General features: G+C 60.4%; 24 protein-coding genes. 15 read left to right on the top strand and 9 right to left on the bottom strand.

Annotated elements, in window-relative coordinates:
- Nucleotides 1-23: 23 nt before the first annotated feature.
- The 4 genes from coaE to KYK83_RS01090 are packed head-to-tail and all read right to left on the bottom strand — an operon-like array spanning nucleotide 24 to nucleotide 2,873.
- Nucleotides 24-638: a dephospho-CoA kinase gene (gene coaE / locus KYK83_RS01100; protein WP_222826900.1), complete on the bottom strand. Its 615-nt coding sequence runs from the start codon at nucleotides 636-638 to the stop codon at nucleotides 24-26.
- Nucleotides 635-1,489, bottom strand: a complete 855-nt coding sequence (aroE, locus tag KYK83_RS01095; protein WP_346729396.1) for a shikimate dehydrogenase — start codon at nucleotides 1,487-1,489, stop codon at nucleotides 635-637. The genes coaE and aroE overlap by 4 nt, the downstream gene beginning before the upstream one ends.
- Nucleotides 1,486-2,091 (bottom strand): Maf family protein, encoded by a 606-nt coding sequence (locus KYK83_RS17175; RefSeq protein ID WP_248284181.1) that lies wholly within the window; start codon nucleotides 2,089-2,091, stop codon nucleotides 1,486-1,488. The genes aroE and KYK83_RS17175 overlap by 4 nt, the downstream gene beginning before the upstream one ends.
- Nucleotides 2,088-2,873 carry a pyruvate, water dikinase regulatory protein gene (locus tag KYK83_RS01090; RefSeq protein ID WP_234003251.1) on the bottom strand — a complete coding sequence of 262 codons (786 nt, stop codon included), beginning with the start codon at nucleotides 2,871-2,873 and terminating at the stop codon, nucleotides 2,088-2,090. The genes KYK83_RS17175 and KYK83_RS01090 overlap by 4 nt, the downstream gene beginning before the upstream one ends.
- Before the next feature lie 379 nt (nucleotides 2,874-3,252).
- Here KYK83_RS01090 and hemE point away from each other — a divergent pair, with 379 nt between their 5' ends.
- The 4 genes from hemE to KYK83_RS01070 all read left to right on the top strand — a co-directional run bounded on the left by hemE (nucleotide 3,253) and on the right by KYK83_RS01070 (nucleotide 6,647).
- Nucleotides 3,253-4,278 carry a uroporphyrinogen decarboxylase gene (hemE, locus tag KYK83_RS01085; protein ID WP_222826898.1) on the top strand — a complete coding sequence of 342 codons (1,026 nt, stop codon included), beginning with the start codon at nucleotides 3,253-3,255 and terminating at the stop codon, nucleotides 4,276-4,278.
- 33 nt (nucleotides 4,279-4,311) lie between these two features.
- Nucleotides 4,312-4,755 (top strand): CopD family protein, encoded by a 444-nt coding sequence (locus tag KYK83_RS01080; protein WP_222826897.1) that lies wholly within the window; start codon nucleotides 4,312-4,314, stop codon nucleotides 4,753-4,755.
- Between the two features lie 160 nt (nucleotides 4,756-4,915).
- Nucleotides 4,916-6,181, top strand: a complete 1,266-nt coding sequence (gene rho, locus KYK83_RS01075; RefSeq protein WP_103024735.1) for a transcription termination factor Rho — start codon at nucleotides 4,916-4,918, stop codon at nucleotides 6,179-6,181.
- A 67-nt stretch (nucleotides 6,182-6,248) separates the two neighbouring features.
- The gene (locus KYK83_RS01070) at nucleotides 6,249-6,647 is read left to right on the top strand and encodes a BLUF domain-containing protein (RefSeq protein ID WP_222826896.1); all 399 of its coding nucleotides are present in this window, start codon (nucleotides 6,249-6,251) and stop codon (nucleotides 6,645-6,647) included.
- Between the two features lie 12 nt (nucleotides 6,648-6,659).
- Here the strand turns inward: KYK83_RS01070 and KYK83_RS01065 are convergent, their stop codons facing one another.
- The 3 genes from KYK83_RS01065 to KYK83_RS01055 are packed head-to-tail and all read right to left on the bottom strand — an operon-like array spanning nucleotide 6,660 to nucleotide 9,369.
- On the bottom strand, nucleotides 6,660-7,058 hold the full coding sequence (locus KYK83_RS01065) for a nuclear transport factor 2 family protein (protein WP_222826895.1): 399 nt from the start codon (nucleotides 7,056-7,058) through the stop codon (nucleotides 6,660-6,662).
- On the bottom strand, nucleotides 7,055-8,671 hold the full coding sequence (locus KYK83_RS01060; RefSeq protein ID WP_430298946.1) for an FMN-binding glutamate synthase family protein: 1,617 nt from the start codon (nucleotides 8,669-8,671) through the stop codon (nucleotides 7,055-7,057). The genes KYK83_RS01065 and KYK83_RS01060 overlap by 4 nt, the downstream gene beginning before the upstream one ends.
- Nucleotides 8,671-9,369, bottom strand: a complete 699-nt coding sequence (locus tag KYK83_RS01055; protein WP_222826894.1) for a dienelactone hydrolase family protein — start codon at nucleotides 9,367-9,369, stop codon at nucleotides 8,671-8,673. Before KYK83_RS01055 ends, KYK83_RS01060 begins: the two co-directional genes overlap by 1 nt.
- Nucleotides 9,370-9,466: 97 nt before the next feature.
- Between KYK83_RS01055 and KYK83_RS01050 the strand changes: the two genes are divergently transcribed.
- The 10 genes from KYK83_RS01050 to KYK83_RS01005 all read left to right on the top strand — a co-directional run bounded on the left by KYK83_RS01050 (nucleotide 9,467) and on the right by KYK83_RS01005 (nucleotide 19,705).
- A complete protein-coding gene (locus KYK83_RS01050) occupies nucleotides 9,467-9,730 on the top strand; it encodes a DUF6489 family protein (RefSeq protein ID WP_222826893.1) in 264 nt (87 codons plus the stop codon).
- 14 nt (nucleotides 9,731-9,744) lie between these two features.
- Nucleotides 9,745-11,010: a tRNA uridine-5-carboxymethylaminomethyl(34) synthesis GTPase MnmE gene (gene mnmE / locus KYK83_RS01045; protein ID WP_222826892.1), complete on the top strand. Its 1,266-nt coding sequence runs from the start codon at nucleotides 9,745-9,747 to the stop codon at nucleotides 11,008-11,010.
- 58 nt (nucleotides 11,011-11,068) lie between these two features.
- The gene (mnmG, locus tag KYK83_RS01040; RefSeq protein WP_222826891.1) at nucleotides 11,069-12,922 is read left to right on the top strand and encodes a tRNA uridine-5-carboxymethylaminomethyl(34) synthesis enzyme MnmG; all 1,854 of its coding nucleotides are present in this window, start codon (nucleotides 11,069-11,071) and stop codon (nucleotides 12,920-12,922) included.
- Complete coding sequence (gene rsmG, locus KYK83_RS01035; RefSeq protein ID WP_222826890.1) at nucleotides 12,919-13,545, top strand: 16S rRNA (guanine(527)-N(7))-methyltransferase RsmG; 627 nt, start codon at nucleotides 12,919-12,921, stop codon at nucleotides 13,543-13,545. Before mnmG ends, rsmG begins: the two co-directional genes overlap by 4 nt.
- A complete protein-coding gene (locus tag KYK83_RS01030) occupies nucleotides 13,542-14,333 on the top strand; it encodes a ParA family protein (RefSeq protein WP_222826889.1) in 792 nt (263 codons plus the stop codon). The genes rsmG and KYK83_RS01030 overlap by 4 nt, the downstream gene beginning before the upstream one ends.
- Nucleotides 14,330-15,304: a ParB/RepB/Spo0J family partition protein gene (locus tag KYK83_RS01025; protein ID WP_222826888.1), complete on the top strand. Its 975-nt coding sequence runs from the start codon at nucleotides 14,330-14,332 to the stop codon at nucleotides 15,302-15,304. Before KYK83_RS01030 ends, KYK83_RS01025 begins: the two co-directional genes overlap by 4 nt.
- 75 nt (nucleotides 15,305-15,379) lie before the next feature.
- Entirely contained in the window at nucleotides 15,380-15,877 is a 498-nt protein-coding gene (locus tag KYK83_RS01020) for a Csu type fimbrial protein (RefSeq protein ID WP_222826887.1), read from the top strand.
- Between the two features lie 170 nt (nucleotides 15,878-16,047).
- Nucleotides 16,048-16,533 carry a Csu type fimbrial protein gene (locus tag KYK83_RS01015; RefSeq protein WP_222826886.1) on the top strand — a complete coding sequence of 162 codons (486 nt, stop codon included), beginning with the start codon at nucleotides 16,048-16,050 and terminating at the stop codon, nucleotides 16,531-16,533.
- A 51-nt stretch (nucleotides 16,534-16,584) separates the two neighbouring features.
- Nucleotides 16,585-17,322, top strand: a complete 738-nt coding sequence (locus KYK83_RS01010) for a fimbrial biogenesis chaperone (protein ID WP_222826885.1) — start codon at nucleotides 16,585-16,587, stop codon at nucleotides 17,320-17,322.
- Between the two features lie 40 nt (nucleotides 17,323-17,362).
- Nucleotides 17,363-19,705 (top strand): fimbria/pilus outer membrane usher protein, encoded by a 2,343-nt coding sequence (locus KYK83_RS01005; protein ID WP_222826884.1) that lies wholly within the window; start codon nucleotides 17,363-17,365, stop codon nucleotides 19,703-19,705.
- Here the strand turns inward: KYK83_RS01005 and KYK83_RS17170 are convergent.
- Nucleotides 19,702-20,583 carry a glycine zipper 2TM domain-containing protein gene (locus KYK83_RS17170; protein ID WP_248284179.1) on the bottom strand — a complete coding sequence of 294 codons (882 nt, stop codon included), beginning with the start codon at nucleotides 20,581-20,583 and terminating at the stop codon, nucleotides 19,702-19,704. The genes KYK83_RS01005 and KYK83_RS17170 overlap by 4 nt on opposite strands.
- A gap of 117 nt (nucleotides 20,584-20,700) precedes the next feature.
- On the bottom strand, nucleotides 20,701-21,183 hold the full coding sequence (locus KYK83_RS00995; protein ID WP_222826883.1) for a GAF domain-containing protein: 483 nt from the start codon (nucleotides 21,181-21,183) through the stop codon (nucleotides 20,701-20,703).
- Between KYK83_RS00995 and KYK83_RS00990 the strand changes: the two genes are divergently transcribed.
- Complete coding sequence (locus KYK83_RS00990) at nucleotides 21,182-22,714, top strand: PQQ-dependent sugar dehydrogenase (RefSeq protein WP_346729395.1); 1,533 nt, start codon at nucleotides 21,182-21,184, stop codon at nucleotides 22,712-22,714. The two genes, KYK83_RS00995 and KYK83_RS00990, sit on opposite strands and share 2 nt — an antisense overlap.
- Nucleotide 22,715: the final 1 nt, after the last annotated feature.

Raw genomic sequence — 22,715 nt, 5'->3', positions numbered from 1 at the left:
CGTGACCGCAGATTACAAGGGGGTTACAGCGAGCCTTGCCGCCTTGGCGCTGACTTCAATTCCTCGATCAGCATGCGGACCGCATCTTCCGTCTCGGCAAGGCTGGTGCCGGTATCGATCACATGGTCCGCCCGCTCGCGCTTTTCGCTGTCGGGAGTCTGGATGGCGAGGATCTGGGTAAATTTTTCCTCGGTCATGCCGGGCCGGGCAAGAACCCGCTGGCGCTGTTTTTCAGCCGATGCCGAAACGACCACCACCCGGTCCACTGCAGCGGCGCCACCTTTCTCGAACAGGAGCGGAATGTCGAAGACGACGACCGGCGCTCCCGAATGTTCGATCATGAAGGCCTGACGCTTCTGTGCGACGGCGGGGTGGACGATGGATTCCAGCCGAGCCAATTGTGCGGCATTGCCGAAGACCAGCGCGCCGAGCATTTCGCGCGAAACGCCGCTTTCTTCCGTAGTGCCGGGGAACGCATTCTCAATGGCAGCAACCAGTTCGCCGCCGGGTCCCTGCATGGCCCTCACTTCGGCATCGGCATCGAATACGGGCACCCCTGCAGCCTCGAACATGGCCGCTACGGTCGATTTTCCCATGCCGATTGAGCCGGTAAGGCCGATGATGAGGGGGCGGCTCATGCGATGAGTCTTTCCCGTAATTCCTCATCGAATTCACGCGGCGGCTCTATTCCGAAGAAGTGCGTAAATGCTGCGGCCGCCTGCCCGATCAGCATCGCCAGTCCATCGATGGTCTCGAACCCGGCTTCGCGAGCGGATTTCAAAAATGGTGTATCCACGGGGTCCGTGACGATATCGTAAGCAATCGAACCCGGCGGAGCATGACTCCAGTCGAAGGGCAGCGGCGGCTTGCCTTTCATTCCCAGGGGCGAAGCGTTGACGACCAGATCGCAGCAGCCCTTGCGGTCGTCGAAGACGAAGTCCGTGGCCGCAGCAAAGTGGTCGATCTGTGCTGCATGGTGTTCCCCGCTTGGGTCCAGTTCCTCCAGCAGGGCGTCGGCCTTGGCCCGGTCCCGTCCCGCGACGACGAGGGTGAAGCCCTCTCTTGCGAGACCCGAAACGATCGCCCGTGCAGCGCCGCCTGTTCCGATTACTCGCGCCATGCGGAAATAATGCTGCTGGCGAAGTCGATCGGTCAAGGGTTCGAGAAATCCCGCCACATCGGTATTGCGCCCAACCAGCTTTCCATCAGCCGCTTTTACGACGGTGTTCACCGCGCCAACCTGCTTTGCCAGTGGTTCGAGGCGGTCCAGCAGTGGCATGATTGCCTGCTTGTGGGGCATGGTAACATTGCATCCACACCAATCCGAGGCCGTGCGCCTGTCTGCAACATAGTCCGCAAGTCCGCCCGCATCGACTTGCGTCGCACGATAATCGGCGTCCAGCCCCAGCCGTTCTATCCAGAAACCGTGGATCGCGGGCGATTTGGATTGCGCGATCGGATCGCCGATCACCTCGGCATGGCGCGTCACGACAGCAAGGCGCCTTCTTCCCGCAAGGCATCGAGCACCTGCAGCAGGGGCATCCCCAGCACGGTGAACTGGTCTCCCATGATACCGTCGAAGAGCTGCGCGCCCGGGCCTTCTATACGGAATACGCCAACGCACTGGCTTACTGCGGGCCATTCCGCATCGAGATAGATTTCGATGAACGCGTCGCTCAATTCACGCACATGCAACCTTGCAAAGTCGGACCCGACCCAAAGGATCTGGCCATCACGCGCCAGCGCTGCAGCGCTGTGCAATGTCATCACCCCACCGGAAAAAGACCGCAGATGGTCTGCCGCGTTCTCGCGGCTGGTGGGTTTGTCGAACCGCTTGCCATCAATCTCGACCAGCGAATCCGATCCCAGCACAAGATCGCCGGGCCGGATTGCGGAAACCGAGGCTGCCTTCGCCGCGGCCAGCGCCTGTGCAATCTCGGCGGGGTCGGCATCGTCCATCTCCGCTTCGAGCGCGCGCTCGTCCACATCTGCCGCTTGCGCGGTAAACGACACGCCCGCTGCTTCGAGCATCGCCTTGCGCGACGCGCTGTTCGAGGCGAGCACGATGCCGGTTCCGCCGAGTTTCGTCATATGGGCTTTGCTCCCTGGCGCGTACCCCGCGCCTTTCGTTCGTTGTGGAGCCGAATAATCGCGGCGGCAGTTTCCTCGATCGAACGGCGCGTTACATCGATTACCGCCCAGCCATTATCGGCAAACATGCGGCGGGCGAACTTCAATTCGTCCTTCACGCGCTCGTTATCGACATAGTCGGTTTCCCGTTCCTCGTTCAGAGTAAGCAGCCGGTTGCGGCGGATCTGGATGAGCCGCTCGGGCGCGGTCGTGAGCCCCACCACCATCGGGTTCTGCAATTCGTACAGCTTGGGCGGCGGCGGGCTTTCCACCACCAGCGGAATGTTGGCGACCTTGTACCCGCGATTGGCGAGGTAGATGCTGGTCGGGGTCTTCGAACTGCGCGAGACGCCCGCCAGAACAATGTCCGCTTCCTCCCAGTTCTCCCACCCGATCCCGTCATCATGGGCGATGGTGAACTGGATTGCCTCGACCCGATTAAAATAAGCCTGGTCCATGGCGTGCTGCCGGCCCGGCCGACCATGCGCTTCCTGGCCGAGCGCCTTCTCCAGCGCCTCCGTCACCCGGTCGAGGATCGGGACGGCGGGCAGACCCAGTTGGCCGCATGCTTCTTCGAGCCGCGTGCGAGTGTCCAGATTGACGAGCGTGAACAATACGAGCCCCGGATTGCCCTTGAGCTCGGGCAGGATCCGTTCGAGATGCTGCCGGCTGCGGACCATCGGCCAAAAATGGCGTACGACATCGGCATCCTCGAACTGCGCGAGGGCCGCTTTGGCGAGCATTTCGAGCGTTTCGCCGGTCGAATCTGACAGCAGATGGAGATGCACGCGATTGGAGATTTTGGCGGTCCTGCAGCCTGTGGAGAACGGGTGGCATAAACCACGGGAGAAAGCTGGCGACAAGTTCGGGACGAAAAACCCTCCCCGAAACGAGTCTTTCACGGGCCGATTCCCGCACAGCAAATCCGATTTATGCGCAGGGGTGGGGACAGCGAGGATAAGTTTGACTCGACTCAACACGGCGGGCGAGTCGCATTGCAGAGGTTGCCCTTTGCAGCGCGGGAGAAATCGGGCAGGGGCCAGTTATCCCTGAAATCCACAGGGCCAACAGACTCCTTCAACCTCTATATAAATAATATTATTTATTGGATTGGACTCATCGATGCCCGGTCTTCTTCTCGATACGCTTAACGGCAAGCGCGGTGCGCAGGTGCCTCTCTGGCTCATGCGCCAGGCTGGTCGTTACCTGCCCGAATATCGCGCGCTGCGGGCGGAAAAGGGCGGCTTTCTCGCCATGGCCTACGACAGCGAAGCGGCTTGCGAAATCACCTTGCAGCCGATCGACCGCTTTGGCTTCGACGGGGCGATCCTGTTTTCCGATATCCTGATCGTGCCGCACGCTCTGGGGCAACATCTGGAATTTCTGGCGGGCGAGGGTCCCAAGCTGTCGCCGCCGCTGGTCGATGCAGCACTCGATGCCCTGACCTGCGACCGTTCGCGCTACGATCCGATCTACGAAACCGTCCGGCGCTGTCGCCAGCGACTTCCCGATGGTGTGACGATGCTTGGCTTTGCAGGCAGCCCCTGGACGGTTGCGACCTACATGGTGGCGGGCGAGGGCAGCCGCGACCAGCACGATGCACGAGCCATGGCTTATCGCGATCCAGCCAAGCTCGACGCGATCCTGGATGCGATCGTGGGCGAAACGATCGAATATCTTTCGGGACAGATCGATGCTGGCGCCGAAGCGGTCCAGCTATTCGACAGCTGGGCAGGCAGTCTTGCACCCGACGAATTCGAACGGCTGGTGATTGCGCCGAATGCGCGGATCGTCGCCGCACTGCGTGCGCGTCATCCCGATACGCCGGTGATCGGTTTCCCGAAGGGGGCAGGGGAGAAATTGCCGGCCTACGCCCGCGAAACCGGGGTGCGGGCGGTGGGAGTGGATGAAACGATCGACCCGAACTGGGCGGCCCGCGAATTACCCGCCGGCATGCCCGTGCAGGGCAATTTCGATCCGCTGCTGCTGCTCGCCGGCAGCGATCGGCTGGAGCCACGCGTCCGGTTGATCCTCGAAGCCTTTGCAGACCGCCCGCATGTCTTCAATCTCGGTCACGGGATAGACCGGCGCACCCCGATCGAACATGTCGATCGGCTGATTGCGACGGTTCGTAGTTTCAAGGGGTGACGAGGGCGTGAGCGGTCATTACATGTTCGGGCAATGCAGGATGTCCTCGCCATGACCTACTACTGGCTGAAGGCCGGCCACATCATTTTCATGGTGTTCTGGATGGCCGGTCTGTTCATGCTGCCCCGCCAGATGATCTATCTGCATGCAGCGGCGCCCGGATCCGAAGAATCGGCTCTGTGGGCGAAAAGGATGGGTCTGCTGCGCAAGGTGATCCTCACACCCAGCCTGATCGTTGTCTGGGTTCTGGGCCTACTTCTGGCGATGTCGATCGGTGCATGGGACCAGGGATGGTTTCACGCCAAATTGTTCTTTGTGGTGCTTCTGACGGCGTTCCACGGCATAATGGTCGCACGATCCAAGAAAATGGCAGCGGGCGAGCGCCCGATGACGGAAAAGCAATTGCGGATCTGGGGTGAATTTCCCGGGATCGCGCTCGCCATCATCGTCGTGCTGGTTGTCGTCAAACCGTTCTGAGCTTCGATACGTCGCTTTGTGAATTGACGCCCCCCTGACGCGGGCGTAACTGCGCATCATCAACCGGCTACGGGCTTCGCATCCTGACGAGGCCGGGTCTGCTTTCTCCAAGCCCCTACCGACCCGCCGGCCATCCCAACCGAATACCGAGTATAACCACATGCATCTTAAAGACCTCAAAGCAAAAGCTCCGGCAGATCTGGTCGCGATGGCCGAAGAACTGGGCGTCGAAGCGGCGGGCACAATGCGCCGCCAGGATCTCATGTTCTGCATCCTGCGCGAACTGGCGGACGATGAAGAATACAATGAAGAAATCATGGGCATCGGCACGATTGAAGTGCTGCAGGACGGCTTCGGCTTCCTGCGTTCGCCCGAAGCGAATTACCTTGCCGGCCCGGACGATATATACGTTTCGCCCAACCAGATCCGCAAATGGGGCCTGCGCACCGGCGATACGGTCGAAGGCCAGATCCGCGCACCTCAGGAAGGCGAGCGCTATTTCGCCCTGACCGGCCTCACTTCGGTCAATTACGAAGATCCGGCCAATGTGCGCACACGCACCAATTTCGACAATCTCACGCCGCTCTATCCCGAAGAAAAGCTGACGCTCGATACGCTCGATCCGACGGTGAAGGACAAGAGCGCGCGGGTGATCGACATCATCTCGCCGCAGGGCAAGGGCCAGCGCGCGCTGATCGTTGCGCCGCCGCGTACCGGTAAAACCGTGCTGCTGCAGAACATCGCCAAGGCGATTACCGACAACCATCCGGAAGTCTTCCTGCTGGTGCTGCTCGTCGACGAGCGCCCGGAAGAAGTCACCGACATGCAGCGCAGCGTGAACGGCGAGGTCATCTCCTCGACCTTCGACGAACCGGCCAATCGCCACGTCCAGGTTGCGGAAATGGTCATCGAAAAGGCCAAGCGCCTGGTCGAACACAAGAAGGATGTCGTCATCCTGCTCGATTCGATCACCCGTCTCGGCCGTGCCTACAACACCGTGGTTCCCAGCTCGGGCAAGGTGCTGACCGGCGGTGTCGATGCGAACGCCCTGCAGCGGCCCAAGCGTTTCTTCGGTGCGGCCCGTAATATCGAGGAGGGCGGCTCGCTTTCCATCATCGCCACGGCGCTGATCGATACCGGCAGCCGCATGGACGAAGTCATCTTCGAAGAATTCAAGGGCACGGGTAACTCCGAAATCGTGCTCGATCGCAAGGTCGCCGACAAGCGCATCTTCCCCGCTCTCGACGTCGGCAAGTCCGGCACGCGCAAGGAAGAACTGCTGGTCGAGAAGGACAAGCTCTCCAAGATGTGGGTCCTGCGCCGTATCCTCATGCAGATGGGCACGATCGACGCGATGGAATTCCTTCTCGACAAGATGAAGGATTCCAAGACCAACGAAGATTTCTTCGCCAATATGAACCAGTAAATACAACCATTTGCGGTTAACGACCTGTTAGACACGTCGGACGTATCAGTTGCTGCAAGGAAGATTTATGCAGCAACTGATTTACGTTTCATACGCGAGCGACGATTTCCAGTCGGGCGATGTTTTCAAGATTATCGAGACGTCCGCGCGGAACAATCCCACGCGGGATGTGACCGGTTTCCTGGTCTACGCCCACGACACATTCGTTCAGTTCGTCGAAGGTCCCGCCGCGTCGCTCGACGCTTTGCTTAACGATCTCAAGGCCGACAGCAGGCACGAGCGCCTCGAGGTTCTGGAACGCCGGGAAGGGCGCGGTCGCTGTTTCCCGAACTGGCGGATGGAGCGGCTGGCCGTATCTGGCGGTGACGCCCGGATACTCGAGCAGAAACTGCGGCAGACCGAAATTTCGCAGGCGACGATAGCGCGTCTGGTCGAAACCATCATGACGCCGCGCATGGCTGCGTAAGAGCTTGATAACTCAGACTTTCTGGCGCTCCAACATCGCCGCCATCTGTTCCCAGACCTTGTTGACGGCCTTCAGGGGCCGCACCATCACCTTGAAGTCGGCAATCATGCCATCCTTATCGAAGCGGATGAGGTCGATGCCGTTCACATGGATGCCATCCATCTCAGTCGTGAATTCGAGCATCGCGTTATCGCCATCGACGAGCTCGCGTACATATTCGAAACTGTCGTTGCCGAGCGTCTGCCCGGCCGCCGCTAGATAGGCGACAACGATCTGCCGACCTTCCTGCGGCGTATGCACGACCGGCGAATGGAATACCGCATCTTCGCGGATGATCGTTGCCAGCGCGTCCGGCGCGCTGCCTTCTTCCATGGCCGTGTGCCACTTCTGCAGTCCGAGTTCTGCGCTCATGCTACCTCCCTGAACGTGTCCGCACGCGCGGCTGCCCAGGCTTTGGCATAGGGGGTGGATTCCGGAGAGTCGAGCAGCTCGCCGGGTTCTAGGAAGCGATAGAGATGCTCGAAACTGTCCGACTGCACCCCGTTGATCCGCTCCGACATCAGATGCGGCGCGATCTGCCAGGGATTATCGAGCCCCATGGCGATCACCATTTCGCGGAAGGAATGCAGCGTGTGGCGCTGGAAGCGCGTTACGCGTTCGGCCTTTTCCATCGGCACGAGCCCGCGCTGCCGGGTCGAATCCTGCGTGGCGACGCCGGTAGGGCAGGCATCGGTATGGCATTTGAGCGACTGGACGCAGCCAAGCGCGAACATGAAGGCGCGGCCGGCATTGCAGAAATCCGCGCCGAGCCCGAAATTCATCGCCATGCCCGCGCCGGAATGCACTTTTCCCGCCGCCGCCAGCTTTATCTCGGGCTTCAGCCCAGACCCGACCAGAGCGTTGCGAACCAGGATCAACCCTTCGCGCAAAGGCATGCCAACCCGGTTCGAAAACTCGACCGGCGCCGCACCCGTGCCGCCTTCTGCGCCATCGACGACGATGTAATCGAGCACGATGCCGGTTTCCCGCATCGCCTTGATCACGGCAAAGACTTCGTGCGGCTTGCCGACACACAGTTTCATGCCGATCGGCTTGCCTCCGGAAAGGTCGCGCAGTTTTGCGGCCCACTCCAGCATGCCGGTCGGCGTCGAAAAGGTCGAATGCGCCGCGGGCGAGATGCAATCCGTGCCCACGGCCACGCCGCGTGCTTCGGCGATTTCTTCCGTTACCTTGGTGCCGGGCAATACACCGCCATGACCCGGCTTTGCGCCTTGGCTGATCTTGATTTCGATCATCTTGACCTGGTCGTCGCGCGCATTGTCGGCAAACCGGTCCGGGTCGAACGATCCGTCGTCCTTGCGGCATCCGAAATAGCCGCTGCCGATTTCCCAGACGAGGTCCCCGCCATGCGAACGGTGATAGCGCGAAATGCCGCCTTCGCCCGTGTCGTGGTAGAAATTGCCCGCCGCTGCGCCTTTGTTCAGGGCCATGATCGCGTTGGCCGACAGCGATCCGAAACTCATTGCCGAGATGTTCAGCAACGCTGCGGAGTAGGGCTTGGCACACTGGCTGCTGCCCACATTGACGCGCCACTCGGCGGGTACGTCGGCATTCGGTGTCATCGAATGGGCAAGCCACTCGTATTCGTCCGAATATACGTCAAGTTCCGTGCCGAACGGGTGGCTGTCGAGCTGGCCCTTCGATCGCGCATAGACCAGCGCACGCTGCTGGTGGTTGAAGGGCCGCCCTTCGAGGTCACCCTCCACCAGATAGGCCCGCGCATAGGGGCGCAGGTCCTCCATCATCCAGCGCACATGGGCGAGCAGCGGATAATTCCGCCACAAGGTATGGCGGCGCTGACAGAAGTCATACACGGCTACGACTAGTAACGGGATCGTGAAGACCAGGCCCCAGCGCAGCGATCCGACCATACCGAACAAGGCGGTCAGCAGCACCACGACCAGCGTCGGGCCAAACCGCATGAACAGTTCGGACGATTCGCGCATATGCGCGAGATTGCGCATCAGCCGAGGTGTTCGGCGAAGAACTCTGCCGTACGCTTGTCGGCCAGTTGGGCGGCTTCTTCGCTACGCCGCTTGCCGAATTCGGTAGCAAAGCCGTGGTCCAGCCCTTCATAGTCGTAGAGCGTCACCTTGGGATGATCGTCCAGACCGTCATGCATCGCTTTCTGCGTGTCCTTGGCGACGAAGCCGTCTTCGGTCGGAATATGCAGCATCAGCGGATTGGCGATGGCATTCTTCTCGCGCAGCAATTCGTCGATACCAACCCCGTAATAGCCGACCGTGGCGTCCGCATCGGTTCGCGCTGCGGTCATATAAGCCAGGCGGCCGCCAAGGCAGTAGCCGACGGCACCGACCTTCTTCACACCTTCGCGTTCGCGGATGTGATGAATGGTCGCCTCTATATCGCGAATGCCCTGATCCTGGTTGAACTTGCCCATCAGGTCGAGCGCGCGCTGGAATTCCGGTTCGACGTCGGGGTCGAGCTCGATGCCCGGCTCGAGCCTCCAGAACAAATCCGGCGCAACGGCAAGATAGCCGTCTTCTGCCAGCTTGTCGCATTTGCGCCGGATGCCGGCGTTCACCCCGAAGATCTCTTGAATCACGACGATGGCCGCCTTCGGCGTGTCCGCAGGACGCGCGACATAGGCGTCGAATTCTTCATTGTCGGTCAGGCTCGTTACGGTGACGGTTTCGCTCATGGGTGGGGGGCTCCCTCGATTTGATTGGTGTCTGTGCTTGCGTGACGCGGTGTGCGGACCCAAATAGGATCTCGCATACCATAACGGAGGAAACGCGATGAAGGTCCATGTCGAAATCGATTGCACGCCTGAAGAGGCGCGGACTTTCATGGGTCTTCCCGACGTGGGAAAGGCGAACGCCGTTTATGTCGACATGATGTCGAAAGCGATGAAGGGCGTGAGCAGCACCGATCAGCTGCAGGAATATGCCAAGCAGCTCGCCCCGATGGGGCAGGCCGGCTTCAAACTGTTCCAGAGTTTCATGGAAGGGGCCAACGCCGGTCGATCTTCGTCGCAAAGCAAGCATTCAGATAGCGACTGAGGTAAACTTGCCTGATGGCTGACACGATTTACGCGCTGTCCAGCGGCGCGCCACCTGCAGGCATCGGCGTAATACGGATCAGCGGTCCTCGGGCAGGGGAAGCTCTGTCGCGAATGGCAAATGGTCTTCCGCCAGCCCGCTCGCCCCGGTTGCGGATAGTGCGGAATGGCGAAGGTGCAGCGCTGGATCAGGCGCTGGTGATGTGGTTCGCGGGTCCGAATACGGCCACGGGTGAGGATCTTGCGGAAATTCATTGCCACGGGGGGCGGGCGGTGGTTGCGGCCCTTCTTGCGGCATTGTCCAGTATCGACGGGCTACGGGAAGCGGAACCGGGTGAATTCACCCGCCGCGCCTTCAGCAATGGCCGTATCGATCTGGCTGAAGCCGAGGGTCTGGCCGATTTACTTTCAGCTGAAACCGAATTGCAGCGCCGCGGTGCGCTGCTCGCAGCTGGGGGAGATTTGTCCCGCCGGATTGAAGGATGGCGCGACCGTGTACTTGGCCTCGCCGCGTCGATCGAAGCGGTGATCGATTTCGCGGATGAGGATGATGTAACGCTTCCCGCAGCCTTTTCACGTGAACTCGACGAACTGGTTCGCGAAATCCGGGCGGCATCGCAGCGACCGGCGACCGAGCGGTTGAGGGACGGCATTCGCGTCGTACTTGCGGGCCCACCGAACGCCGGAAAATCTTCGCTATTCAACGCATTGCTGTCCGACGATGCGGCGATCGTGACGAGTGAGGCGGGGACCACGAGGGATGTCCTTGAACGCCCGGTGTCTATCGGTGGCGTACCCCTCATTTTGGTCGATACAGCTGGTATGCGCGATAGCGGTGCGGGTGCGATCGAAGAGCTGGGCATCGAACGCGCGCGCAAGGAGGTTGCGAATGGGCACATTGTTCTGTGGCTCGGCGCTCCGGATGATCTGCCCGTTGGCGCGATCCAGATCAGCGCGAAATCCGACCTTGGGGCAGGGCAATCGGAGGGCTTGGAAGTTTCGGCTGTAACTGGATTTGGCTTGTCTGAACTGACGGACATGCTGGTTGAGAAGGCGCGGGAAATTTTACCTCCGGTCGATCAGATCGCCTTCAATCGGAGGCAGCGGGAATGGGCCCAGACCGCGGCGCAGAGCCTGGAGGCTGTAGATACACATTCGGATTTGTTGATCGCTGCCGAGAATCTTAGGGCCGCGCGTAGGGCGCTTGATCGTCTGGTCGGTCGGGATTCCACGGAAGAGATGCTCGACGCGTTGTTCGGTCGGTTTTGCATCGGTAAATAGTGTTTCACGTGAAACATGGGCCTTTGACGCGCAAGCGTGCCTTCATTAAAGCGCCAGCATGCACCAGTTCGATGTAGTTGTAGTCGGTGGCGGTCACGCCGGCGTCGAAGCAGCCTGCGCTGCTACGCGCATGGGTGCGCGCGTTGCGCTTGTCTCGCTTGATATCGACAAGGTCGGATCGATGAGTTGTAACCCTGCTATCGGCGGCTTGGGCAAAGGTCATCTGGTTCGGGAGGTGGATGCTCTTGACGGAGTCATCGGACGGGCCGCGGATGCTGCGGCGATTCATTATCGCATGCTCAATCGGTCCAAGGGCAGTGCGGTATGGGGCCCCCGTGTACAGGCGGACCGGCATCTGTTTCACCAGGCCGTCCAGCAGGTGGTTCGCAAGGACCCCTTGCTCGAACTGGTAGAGGGAGAGGTAGCCGCACTTCGGTTGGAGGGAGATCGTGTTGCCGGAATTGATCTGGCGAGTGGCGACAGGCTCGAGGCTTCCGCGGTAATATTGTGCACGGGCACGTTCCTCGGCGGCGTTCTTTATCGAGGGGAAGAGCGGTTCGAAGGCGGCCGTATCGGGGAGGGCGCAGCGCACCGGCTCGCTTCACAGATGCGGGATGCAGCGCTTCCCATGGGCCGGCTAAAGACTGGCACACCGCCCCGGCTGGATGGTCGGACCATCGACTGGGCGCGTCTGGAAGAGCAAGCTTCGGACGAGGAAGTCTGGACGATGAGTGCGCTTTCTACTCGGCGCGTCAATCCGCAGATTTTCTGCGCTATCACGCGCACCAACGAACGCGCTCATGAGATTATTCGCGCCAATCTCGATCGGTCGCCGCTTTTCTCTGGGGCTATCGGCGCTGCGGGGCCCCGCTATTGTCCGTCGATCGAAGACAAGATTCACCGCTTTGCCGATCGGGATGGTCACCAGGTTTTCCTCGAACCGGAGGGGCTGAATACCAGCCCCGTTTATCCCAACGGCATCTCTACCTCGCTGCCCGCGGACGTGCAGCTAGCTATGTTGCGGGAGATGGATGGTCTGGGAAGGGTCGAGATGGCGGTTCCAGGCTACGCCGTCGAATACGATCACATCGATCCGCGCGCTCTCACGTCATCCCTTGAGTTACACGCGATTCCCGGTTTGTATTGTGCGGGCCAGATTAACGGGACGACCGGTTATGAAGAGGCGGCCGCGCAGGGTCTGGTAGCCGGAATGCACGCCGCCGCGTGTGTCACTGGCGGCGAAGCCGTCCAGATGGATCGGTCCAATTCTTACATCGCGGTTATGCTGGATGATCTGACCCTGCAGGGCATTACCGAGCCATATCGTATGCTGACGTCGAGGGCGGAATATCGCTTACGGCTCCGTGCGAGCAATGCGGATACGCGGCTGACTCCCTTGGGTATTGCCAGTGGCATCGTTGGCGCAGAGCGGGCGGAGTGGTATGAACGACGTGAAGAGCGCAGGGTGCGCTATTCCCGGCAGTTCGAGGCTCCGCTTCATTCGAAAACACTGGCAGATGCGGGGTTTCACGTGAAACGTGATGTGGGTCCCCGTCCAGTTTCGGAATGGATTGGCGGCGGTCATGCTACTCTGGAAGAACTGCGCCCATGGATCGGCGAGGTTGATGCGTCGGATCCTCTGGCCGTGGAGATGGCAGAAGACGCTTTCTATGCCCCCTACCTTTCGCGACAGGATGCAGAGTTGGCCGATTTGCGCGCAAACGAGGCGCAATTTCTGTCCAGCGACTTTCCCTTCCATCAGGTTCCTGGCCTGTCGAATGAAATGATAGAGCGGCTCTCACGGGCGAAGCCGGAATCGCTGGCAGCAGCCGGTAGGATTCGCGGCGTAACGCCCGCAGCCATGGCAGCTTTGCTCGTTCATGCGCGCAAGCTGGAAAGCAGAGCGGCATGATCACCAACGAAGATCAGGCAAAGCACTACGTGTCCGATCTGTGTGACGCCGCTGCTATGGATAAGCTCGAAACGCTCACGGCTGAACTGGCTCAGGAAAATGAGCGCCAGAACCTTGTTGCACGTGCAACACTACAAACAGTGTGGCAGCGGCACATCGCGGACTCCGCCCAACTCCTGAAATGGGGCGGGGAGGGTTCGGCATGGCTCGACCTCGGTAGTGGGGCCGGGTTCCCCGGTCTCGTCATTGCTGTCATGCGCCCTCAACTTTCGGTTGTGCTCGTTGAATCCCGCAAGCGACGGGTGGAATGGCTTGAGCGCATGATTGCCGAGCTCGACCTGCAGAACTGTCGTATAGAAGGCGCTCGTCTCGAGAGTGTGGGGGCCTTCCCTGCCGGCACAATCTCTGCCCGCGCTTTTGCGCCTTTGGATCGGTTGCTCGCGTTATCCGCACGCTTCTCCACAAAGGATACCTTTTGGGTGTTGCCGAAAGGGCGGTCTGCATCGCAAGAAGTAAAAGACCTGCCGAAGAATCACGGTAAGATGTTTCACGTGGAACAATCTCTCACCGATCAGGACGCAGGAATTGTCGTCGGCCGCGGACAATGGAGCAAGAATCAATGATCACCATCGCCATAGCCAACCAGAAGGGCGGGGTCGGCAAGACGACCACCGCGATCAATATCGCCACGGCGATGGCGGCAACCGGGTGGAAAACGCTGCTGATCGATCTCGATCCCCAAGGAAATGCTTCGACGGGCCTCGGGGTTGCCAGTTCCGCACGTGAAAACACCAGCTATGATCTACTCCTTCAGCAGGCGACATTGTCCGAATGCGCCCAACCCACCGAAATTCCCGGTCTCGACATCGTCCCGGCCACCCAAGACCTTTCCGGCGCCGAAGTCGAACTGGTTTCCGTCGACGATCGAACCGCTCGCCTTACGCATGCACTTCATCAACAAACTGCCGGTAGTTTCACCGGTTACGACGTTTGTTTTATCGATTGCCCGCCGTCGCTGGGGCTTTTGACACTCAACGCCCTATGTGCTGCCGACACCCTGCTCGTACCCCTGCAGTGCGAATTCTTCGCCTTGGAGGGGCTCAGCCAGCTCCTTCAGACGGTCGAGCGGGTTCAACAGGGTTTCAACTCCTCGCTGGGCATCGTCGGTGTCGTTCTGACAATGTTCGATCGACGCAATCGCCTGACCGACCAGGTTGCCGACGATGTTCGCGATTGCCTCGGCAATCTCGTGTTTGAGAGTGTAATCCCGCGCAACGTCCGTCTGTCGGAAGCACCGAGCCACGGCATGCCGGCTCTCGTCTATGACCACAACTGCCCGGGCAGCCGTGCTTATATCGGTCTCGCTCGTGAACTCATCGGGCGTTTGCCTGAAAATCGGAAAGCCGCATGAGCCAGACACACGCTGAACGAGGAGCGCATCCTATCGACCGCAAGAAGAAGCTCGGCAAAGGTCTTGGCGCCCTGCTCGGGGAAACGCGTCGTGAGGAACCGCTGGTGGCGCGGGAATCAAGTAACGACAGTAATCAGTCGTCGATCTCGGACAGTTCCGGGCGCACAACCATGTCGGAAGGCCTGGCTTCGATCCCGGTGGCCGACATCGAACCGCTACCCGGACAGCCAAGAACCCGCTTCGACGAAGAAGCGCTAGATTCGCTCGCGTCGTCGATCGCCGAGAGGGGTGTCATTCAGCCGATCATCGTATCGCCGCTGGGCAGGGGGCGTTACCGCATCGTCGCCGGCGAACGCCGCTGGCGCGCTGCGCAGAGAGCGCGGTTGCACCAGATTCCGGCACTCGTCCGTGAACTCGACCAACGCGAGGTCATGGCTCTCGCACTCATCGAGAACCTCCAGCGCGAAGACCTCAACCCTGTCGAAGAAGCGCGGGCCTATCAGAAACTAACCGACGACGAGGGCATGACCCAGGCTGAAATTGCCAAGCTGGTCGACAAGTCACGCAGCCACGTCGCAAACTTTCAACGTCTTCTGGCGCTTCCGGATACCGTGCTCGCCTTTCTGGCAGAAGGTTCGCTCTCCATGGGCCACGCGCGCGCGCTTATCGGACGTGAAGATGCGCCGGAGATGGCTCAAAAGGCTGTCTCCGAAGGCCTGTCCGTCCGTCAGATGGAAGCCCTGACGCGAAAACCGCGTAAGAGTGGCAGTGGCGAAAAGGCGCGACCGGAGCAGACAGCGGAGGGAAATGCGGATATCTCGGCCGTGCAGGGGCATCTCGAAGAATTCCTCGGCATGCCGGTAAAGATTACCACGGATGCCACACCGAACACCGGAAGCGTGACAATCCGGTATCGCACGCTAGATCAATTAGATCTGATCTGTCAGAGACTTACGGGCGGAGACATTTAGCAGGCCTGCGCGCCAACGCGCCGTCAAACCCTTTGTTTACCTTAATGGTGCAGTACGGGTCACTACTGACCCGCTATGGCACTTCCCTTTCGCCTTTGCCCGATACTGATCGGCATGGCAGCTCTTGGCGCTGTCCATACTCCCGCTGAAGCGCGGGAAAATGCAGCAGATCTCCAGGTCAATGTGGCAATCGTCGACGGGTGCACCGTCACGACCACAGACGTCGGATTTGGCTTGATCATCGGAACGAGAGGTACCCTTCGATCGACAGGTGCGGTCGATGTCCAGTGTACCGCCAATCTTGATTTTGCGATTTCCATGGATCGTGGCCAGCACAGCCAAGGCATCAACCGCCGAATGCGCAATGCGGCGAGCGGTGCGTACATGCGGTACAATCTCTACTCCGATCCAGCCTATTCCCGCCGCTGGACCGATCAACGTGCAGGGCAGGTTCGCGGAAATTCAGGCGCGACCGGATCGATCGCTTTTCCCGTCTATGGCGAACTGACCTTCGACGGGTCTGCTGTGACCGGACGCTATGAAGACAGCGTCACAGTAACCGTCGAATTCTAGCGCATCTCTTGCGCCGCACCTTTCTCCACTCGTAGAATCAACAATTTAATGGAGAGATGCACTCGGACGCGCTGTCATTCCGAACCCCCGCGGCCTGCTTAACGGAATCTATACCGCCAGTAAGTATTTTCCGAATCACCCGCTTGGAACAGGGTTTAGGAGATCAACAAATGCGTAAGATTATTCTGGTCGCCGCCAGTGCTGCCGGTGTGGTCGCTGCAACGCCCGCCGTTGCTGGTACCAACTCGGCCACTCTGACCGTCACTGCCGAAGTCCTCGAATCATGCGAGGTAAGCGACGCTACACTGGCTTGGACTGGACTGGGCGTGCTCAACGGCGCCAACCACGACACCAGCACCTCGATGTCACTCACATGCACCGACGGTTCCGACTTCAACGTAACTATGGGGGCCGGCGGAAACGCAAATGCGGGCCAGCGCTACATGGCTGGCTCGGGCACGGACAAGATCCCGTACAGCCTCTATCTCGGTGTTCCAGCTTCGGGCACGCTTCTCGCGGTCAACACTGCAATCGCCGCTGGAACCGGGACTGGCAGCGCGCAGACGCTCACCATTGGCGGACGCATTCCTTCGACTGCAGGCAACGTAGCGGCCGACACCTATTCGGACTCGGTTGCCGTCACGGTTACCTTCTGATCCTCGTCCGGCGGGTTTCGGCCCGCCGGTCGCCACTCCGGATAGCCTATCATGAAAATATGTCTCGCAGCCATACTGGCTACGGCTTCCCTCATACTGTCTAGCGGAGTGCTTGCCCAGGAGGCGCCAGCCAACGCTGCCTCATCGGCTCCGTCGGCGCGCGTAACGGTAGCGCCGCTCCGCCTCGAGATGGACGGTGAGAAAATGCAGGAGACGCTCCGGGTTATCAATCCTTCGGATCGACCGATCGGTATCCAGGTCAGAGCATTCGACTGGACACAATCCCATGGCGAAGATGTCTATGCTCCCACGACGGATGTACTCGTTTCACCGGCGATCGTGGTCATTCAGCCCGGCGATACGCAATTCTTTCGCGTACAACGCCGCGCGCTCCCGCCTGAGGGTGAACGCCGTTATCGAGTGGCGATTGATCAGCTACCTGATCCCGAGCAGGCGCAAAGCGGTACCGCGATGACGCGTATCCGTTTTACTATTCCAATGTTCGTGGACCGAGCGGCGGCAAGCCCCGCCGATCTAGAATGGACCGTTAAGGGCGATACGTTGCGCGTCGCAAATCGCGGTCAGCAATCCGCTCGTATGGTTAGTTTGGCCCTTACCAATACGGTTAATTCACCGGTCGAAATCGATGGAGCATCGCTCCATTACGTGCACGGCGGCTCATGGCTCGAATGGAAGCTGCCAGCGGGGTGTCCCACAGGACCGCTAACCCTTCAGGCGCGTATCGAGGGCGACACGCAGCGTGTCCAGGTCCCTGTTATCTGCAGCTAAATCATTCGCTGCGGCTTGGCTGGTTGCGACGGGCGTCTTCATGGCGCCCGTCAGCCTGTTCGCCCAAGCGAACGATCCGTTTGCGATCGAAAGGGATCTCACTCTCAAGAGTGCCGTGGAGGCCGAAAAAGATGGGCCCGGGCTGAGTGCGATCTTCGTCGACGGCGTTGAGCAAAAACGCATGGTCGACCTCAAGTGGATCGATGGTGAGCTTGCCATTCTGGCCGAATCCGCGGTGGCTGCTGGCCTACCTATAGAAGAGGAAAGTAGCGGATATCTCAAACTCAAGACAATGCAGATAGCTCGGTTCGAATTCGACCGGATTACCCAGCAGCTCACGGTAAAGAGATATCGAAAAGGCGATGGGCCCAACGACGTAAATGTTGCGCGGCGCAACTATGACCTCGGAGAGATGTCGCCTCTCCTCGCCGGGATCGTCGATTACAGCCTGACCGCCACCCGATCCGGTGGCAAAAGCGATTTGGGCGCATATGTCGCGCCACGGGTGACTTACGGAAATCTCATCCTTGGCAGTGCCTTCACCTATCGCACGAACGTAGACGCTTCGGAGGACAAATTGGTTCGCCTCAACACAACGGCGACACTTGCCCTGCCCGAAAAGGCTCTTCTGATCAGCGCTGGCGACGTGATCACCCTGGGTAGCGAAGTGCAGCGCCCGCTCCGAGTTGGCGGCATACAGATCGGCTCAGATTTCGCGCTCAGGCCAGATCTCATCACCAATCCGCTGCCACAATTTCAAGGGCAGGTGGCAGTACCGACATCCGTCGATCTTATCGTCAACGACCGCCGCTTCCAGTCTTCGGAGATCGAGGCGGGCGAGTTTCGCGTCCACAACATCCCGATGGCCGCGGGGCGTGGCGAAGTGTCCGTCGTCTTGCGCGATGAACTTGGGCAGGAGACGGTCCAGACAGCGCGAATATATACCGCCCCGGAAATGCTGGACAAAGGCCTCAGCCAGTGGGGGGCGGCCGTAGGCTGGATCCGACGAAGATTCGGTACACGTAGCAATGACTATCGAGACCTTGTCGGAACGTTCTACGTCCGAAGAGGACTGACAAGGTCACTCACCGTCGGCATGTCCGGCGAAGCAGGGGTAGGACTGTGGAATGTGGGCGCCCACGCGCAAGGCACGATTGGCGCGCTAGCCATGCTCTACGGCGAGGCGCGGTACAGCCGCACTTCGCATGATCGGGGGGCTCTGCTGAAGCTTGGCGCTGAATCGGTCGGGAGGGGTATTTCCGGCCGCTTAGAAGCGGTTCTGCCGACCAAAGGATATCGCGACATAGCGGCCCAGTCCGGCGATGGCCCGGTCCCCAGACAATTCATAGGGTCTCTGGATTTCGATCTTGCCGATTCAACGCGATTTCAGCTCTCTGTGGCTCGCCTGTCGAGGCCTTCCGATCCGTCGCAACTGATTTCGGCGGAGAACACATCCGTTCTGCGCGCGGCGGCGCGTCATGAACTGACCGACCGGATGACGCTCGCAGCCGATGTCAGCTTTCGCAAGTCCGCGGGTCGTAGTGAACTTGTGGCGGGGCTCAATCTCAACATGAGGTTCGGGCCGCGCACGAGCGCCAGCGCATCGTTGCAGCACACTGCGGCGGAGACTGTGGCCGCGCAGCTCAGCTATTTCCGGCCAGATACCGAAATCGGCGAGTTCGGCTATGCCGCACATGCAAGGGTCGGCGAGCGTTCGCGGTATGCGGGGACGGTTGCGTATCGCGCGCCGTTTGCGCGCGTGGCAGCGGATGCCGAATATGCGGCGGGGAATGTTGCCGCGCGCGTGCGCGCGGAGGGGTCGCTGGTCATCGCCGACAAGCGGATCTTTGCCAGGGACAGGGCATCGGATGCCTATGCGCTGGTGCGCACCGGCAATGTTGGGGGCGTTACGGTGACCCATGAGCATCGGGAAGTCGGCCGTTCGGACGACAGTGGGCGGCTGCTCGTTACGCGCATCACCCCTCTCGTACCGATGCAGTTCGATATCGCCCCTGACAAGCTTCCTTCGGCCGCCGTAGCAAGGTCCACATTCCGCAGGATGCAGGCATCGCGCGGTGGCGTGGTTCTGGTCGATATGGAGATAGAGGCGTATCGGTCCGTGCTGCTGCGAGTAGTCGATGAACACGGCGAACCGTTACCGGTCGGCAGCACCATCGTGGCCTTGCCATCGGGCCGTGAATACATGGTCGCGTTTGATGGACTGGTGGACTTTAACGGCCTGTCCACTGATGACTGGATAGCCCCTGGTGCAGATGTGCGCGACAATTGCCGGACTGCCTTACCGAAATTGGATCCCGACAGCTTTGAAATGCCCGAACTTGTGGCGCATTGCACATCACGCGCCATCGCGCTCAAGGATTAGTTGCCCGCCGTACGCTCGCGGTAAATTACTCGTTGAGGCACCGAAACGGTAACCGGCACCAGCATGTACTGCCCGGGCTGAACGTACTGAACGCTTCCCGCTTCGGCGGTTACACTGCGCATGTAATCGTCGAGATAGGCTTCACATTGCCCGTAGCTGTCGCTGCGCGATCGGTTGCGATCGTCGATGGCATCGCCAACGGCCATGCCTGCGGCAACGCCTGCGCCTGCACCGATGAGCGTACCTGGGGTGCGATTGCCCGCGCCGGCGATGCGGTTGCCCAGAACGCCTCCGGCGACACCTCCGATCAAGGCACCCATAACCTTTCCGCGCTCGCTTTCATTGTCATACGTGTCCAGGCGAGCGCGGCATTCATCCAGCCAGGCTAACCGATCGAAGGCAACAACCTGACCACCCGCCGGCAGATAGGTCGCGGCATTGTAAGTGGTCGTCCCCGGGACATTTTCCGTCCGACGGGCACTAGGCATCGGCGCGCTACGGGACGCATCGCGATAAATCACGGGAGCGGACCCTGCTGCCGGTGTTGGCGTGGTAACGAAATCGGCACCTGCGCGGGCAGGGATGGAGCGAGCCGCCGGCACGGTTTCATTGCCAGCATAGGCTGAATCCGACGGATCGATCGTCTGGATCGTCGGATTGCTCACGAAGACGGGGGCTGCGTTGCTCTGCACAGCTTGTTCGGCTTCCGCTGCGTCCTCTGTCACCGTTTCCGTGACGACATCATCATCGAGTTCCGGCAAGGGCTGTGCGAATTCATACTGCCCGACCTCATAGGGTATGGTGTTCTGTGCCAAGGCGCCGAACGGAATCAACGCCAGACTGGAGACGGTAAGAACAATGGCGGCGCGGGCGTTCATGATGCGTGCTCCTTCGGGCGACTCGGCTCGAGCCCGTTCGTGATCGCCATTCGTTAGCAGCCGCTAACCCGCGCGCAAAAGCGCGCTCGCGGGTGTGCCGTGATGGGGCAGGGGTCGTCAGATCCGCGTAGATAACATGGCTGCGACGGCCTCGATGCCCGCGGCGTCTTCAGCGTCGAAGCGGGCCGGTTCCGGACTGTCGAGATCAATCACCGCAATGACATGGCCATCGCGCGCAACGGGCACAACGAGCTCGGAATTGGTTACCGCATCGCAGGCGATGTGGCCGGGGAAGGCGTGCACATCTTCTACGAGCTGAGTCTTGCCTTCGCTCGCAGCTATGCCGCAGACACCCTGACCGAGCGGAATGCGGATACAGGCCGGGCGACCCATGAAGGGGCCAAGCACCAATTGCCCGTCCACGACCCTGTAAAAGCCCGACCAGTTCAGATCCGGCAGGAAATCCCACAACAAGGCCGCGATATTCGCCATATTGGCCACCGCGTCCGGTTCGCCCGCGGTCAGCGCATCGGCTGCATCGAGCAGCTGGCGGTAGGTTTCGGGCTTGGGCGTATCGGGAGCAGGGCGAAAATCGTACATGCCGGGCGATGTAGCGGCGAACTGGCGGCTCGCAAGCCCCATTGCTCCGCGGCGCGCGGTCGCTTATCCGGTGCGCATGAGTATTCTCAAGAAACTGGGCATCGCGCTCGTTGTCATCCTGCTGGTCGTTGCCGTCGCAGGTTATTTCCTCACACGCGGCGATACGGCTGATGTTCCGTTCGATGATGTCGTCGGGACCGACCCGACATTGCAGGAAGCGAATGCGGAAAGCATTCCCACTGTCGCGGTCGCCAAGCCGGTGGGATGGGCTGCCAACGAAGTTCCCGCTGCTGCGGAAGGGCTTGCAGTCAACCGGTTTGCGGAAGGGTTGGATCATCCGCGTACCCTGCAGGCGCTGCCAAATGGCGACATCCTCGTTTCGCTGACCCGCGCCCCGAAAAGCGAAGAGAGCGGCGGTATCACCGGATGGATTGCCAATCTGCTGATGTCGCGCGCAGGTGCCACTGGAGAATCGCCGAACCAGGTCGTTCTGCTTCGCGATGCGGACGGCGATGGCAAAGCCGAAATTCGCCAGGTACTGCTGGATGGCCTCAACTCTCCATCTGGTCTGGCTTGGGGTGATGGCACGCTCTACGTCGCCAACAACGACGCTGTGCTTGCCTATGCTTACGAGCTGGGGGCCACTCGTGTATCGGGCCAACCACGCAAGATCGCCGATCTTGCGCCTGGGGGCGGACACTGGATGCGCAACCTGGCGCTGCATCCCGACGGCAACCGCCTCTACGCGGCTGTCGGGTCGGATACGAACATTGCCGACAAGGGACTCGAGGCCGAAGAAGGCCGTGCGTTGATCTGGGAAATCGACCTTGAGACTGGCCGCCAGCGCATGTTCGCAGGCGGCTTACGAAATGCCAATGGGCTCGATTTCAGCCCATGGTCGGGAGAATTATGGACCACCGTCAACGAACGCGACATGCTCGGTTCCGACCTGGTGCCGGATTATCTAACCAATGTGCCGATCGGCGCGAATTACGGTTGGCCCTGGGTCTATTACGGCAACAACTTCGATCGCCGCGTGAAATATCCGATCCCCGAATATATCAATTACGTACGTACCCCCGAATATGCCCTGGGACCGCACGTGGCTGCCCTCGGCTTTGTCTTCAGTAAAGAAGGCGCAAAGATGGGCGACAGGTTCGGCAGCGGGGCATTCGTCGCCCAGCATGGATCCTGGAACCGCAGGCCGCCGTCGGGTTATGACGTCGTCTATGTTGCATTCGACGAGCGTGGGAACCCTACCGGCAAGCCCGTGCCCGTACTGACCGGTTTCCTCAAAAACGACGGGACGACGCGCGGCCGCCCGACCTGGGTCGAATGGGCGGGCGATGGGTCTCTGCTCGTGTCCGACGACACCGCCGGAATCATCTGGCGTGTCTTCGCCCCCGGTGCACAGGGGCAGGGCGCAATCGGTCGGATCACCGGTGACCGTTTGCCCCCGCAGCGCGAACTGCGGGGACAGGAAGCTACCTTCGGTGCAGACGATTACGCGCGCCGGGTGACGGCGGAATAGC

The sequence above is a fragment of the Qipengyuania pacifica genome (genome assembly GCF_019857205.1).
Classification (GTDB): domain Bacteria; phylum Pseudomonadota; class Alphaproteobacteria; order Sphingomonadales; family Sphingomonadaceae; genus Qipengyuania; species Qipengyuania pacifica.
This window is presented reverse-complemented; position numbering and strand designations above follow the sequence as displayed.

Coding starts and splice junctions, on each gene's coding strand:
- KYK83_RS00995 (WP_222826883.1), bottom strand. CDS start 21,183: ATGTACGATTTTCGCCCTGCTCCCGATACGCCCAAGCCCGAAACCTAC.
- KYK83_RS01090 (WP_234003251.1), bottom strand. CDS start 2,873: ATGCTCGCCAAAGCGGCCCTCGCGCAGTTCGAGGATGCCGATGTCGTA.
- KYK83_RS01050 (WP_222826893.1), top strand. CDS start 9,467: ATGAAGGTCCATGTCGAAATCGATTGCACGCCTGAAGAGGCGCGGACT.
- KYK83_RS01005 (WP_222826884.1), top strand. CDS start 17,363: ATGGCGCCCGTCAGCCTGTTCGCCCAAGCGAACGATCCGTTTGCGATC.
- KYK83_RS17175 (WP_248284181.1), bottom strand. CDS start 2,091: ATGACGAAACTCGGCGGAACCGGCATCGTGCTCGCCTCGAACAGCGCG.
- coaE (WP_222826900.1), bottom strand. CDS start 638: ATGAGCCGCCCCCTCATCATCGGCCTTACCGGCTCAATCGGCATGGGA.
- KYK83_RS17170 (WP_248284179.1), bottom strand. CDS start 20,583: ATGAACGCCCGCGCCGCCATTGTTCTTACCGTCTCCAGTCTGGCGTTG.
- KYK83_RS01030 (WP_222826889.1), top strand. CDS start 13,542: ATGATCACCATCGCCATAGCCAACCAGAAGGGCGGGGTCGGCAAGACG.
- KYK83_RS01070 (WP_222826896.1), top strand. CDS start 6,249: ATGCAGCAACTGATTTACGTTTCATACGCGAGCGACGATTTCCAGTCG.
- KYK83_RS01010 (WP_222826885.1), top strand. CDS start 16,585: ATGAAAATATGTCTCGCAGCCATACTGGCTACGGCTTCCCTCATACTG.
- KYK83_RS01060 (WP_430298946.1), bottom strand. CDS start 8,671: ATGCGCAATCTCGCGCATATGCGCGAATCGTCCGAACTGTTCATGCGG.
- mnmG (WP_222826891.1), top strand. CDS start 11,069: ATGCACCAGTTCGATGTAGTTGTAGTCGGTGGCGGTCACGCCGGCGTC.
- rsmG (WP_222826890.1), top strand. CDS start 12,919: ATGATCACCAACGAAGATCAGGCAAAGCACTACGTGTCCGATCTGTGT.
- rho (WP_103024735.1), top strand. CDS start 4,916: ATGCATCTTAAAGACCTCAAAGCAAAAGCTCCGGCAGATCTGGTCGCG.
- KYK83_RS01020 (WP_222826887.1), top strand. CDS start 15,380: ATGGCACTTCCCTTTCGCCTTTGCCCGATACTGATCGGCATGGCAGCT.
- KYK83_RS01015 (WP_222826886.1), top strand. CDS start 16,048: ATGCGTAAGATTATTCTGGTCGCCGCCAGTGCTGCCGGTGTGGTCGCT.
- hemE (WP_222826898.1), top strand. CDS start 3,253: ATGCCCGGTCTTCTTCTCGATACGCTTAACGGCAAGCGCGGTGCGCAG.
- mnmE (WP_222826892.1), top strand. CDS start 9,745: ATGGCTGACACGATTTACGCGCTGTCCAGCGGCGCGCCACCTGCAGGC.
- KYK83_RS00990 (WP_346729395.1), top strand. CDS start 21,182: ATGCCGGGCGATGTAGCGGCGAACTGGCGGCTCGCAAGCCCCATTGCT.
- KYK83_RS01025 (WP_222826888.1), top strand. CDS start 14,330: ATGAGCCAGACACACGCTGAACGAGGAGCGCATCCTATCGACCGCAAG.
- KYK83_RS01055 (WP_222826894.1), bottom strand. CDS start 9,369: ATGAGCGAAACCGTCACCGTAACGAGCCTGACCGACAATGAAGAATTC.
- KYK83_RS01065 (WP_222826895.1), bottom strand. CDS start 7,058: ATGAGCGCAGAACTCGGACTGCAGAAGTGGCACACGGCCATGGAAGAA.
- KYK83_RS01080 (WP_222826897.1), top strand. CDS start 4,312: ATGCAGGATGTCCTCGCCATGACCTACTACTGGCTGAAGGCCGGCCAC.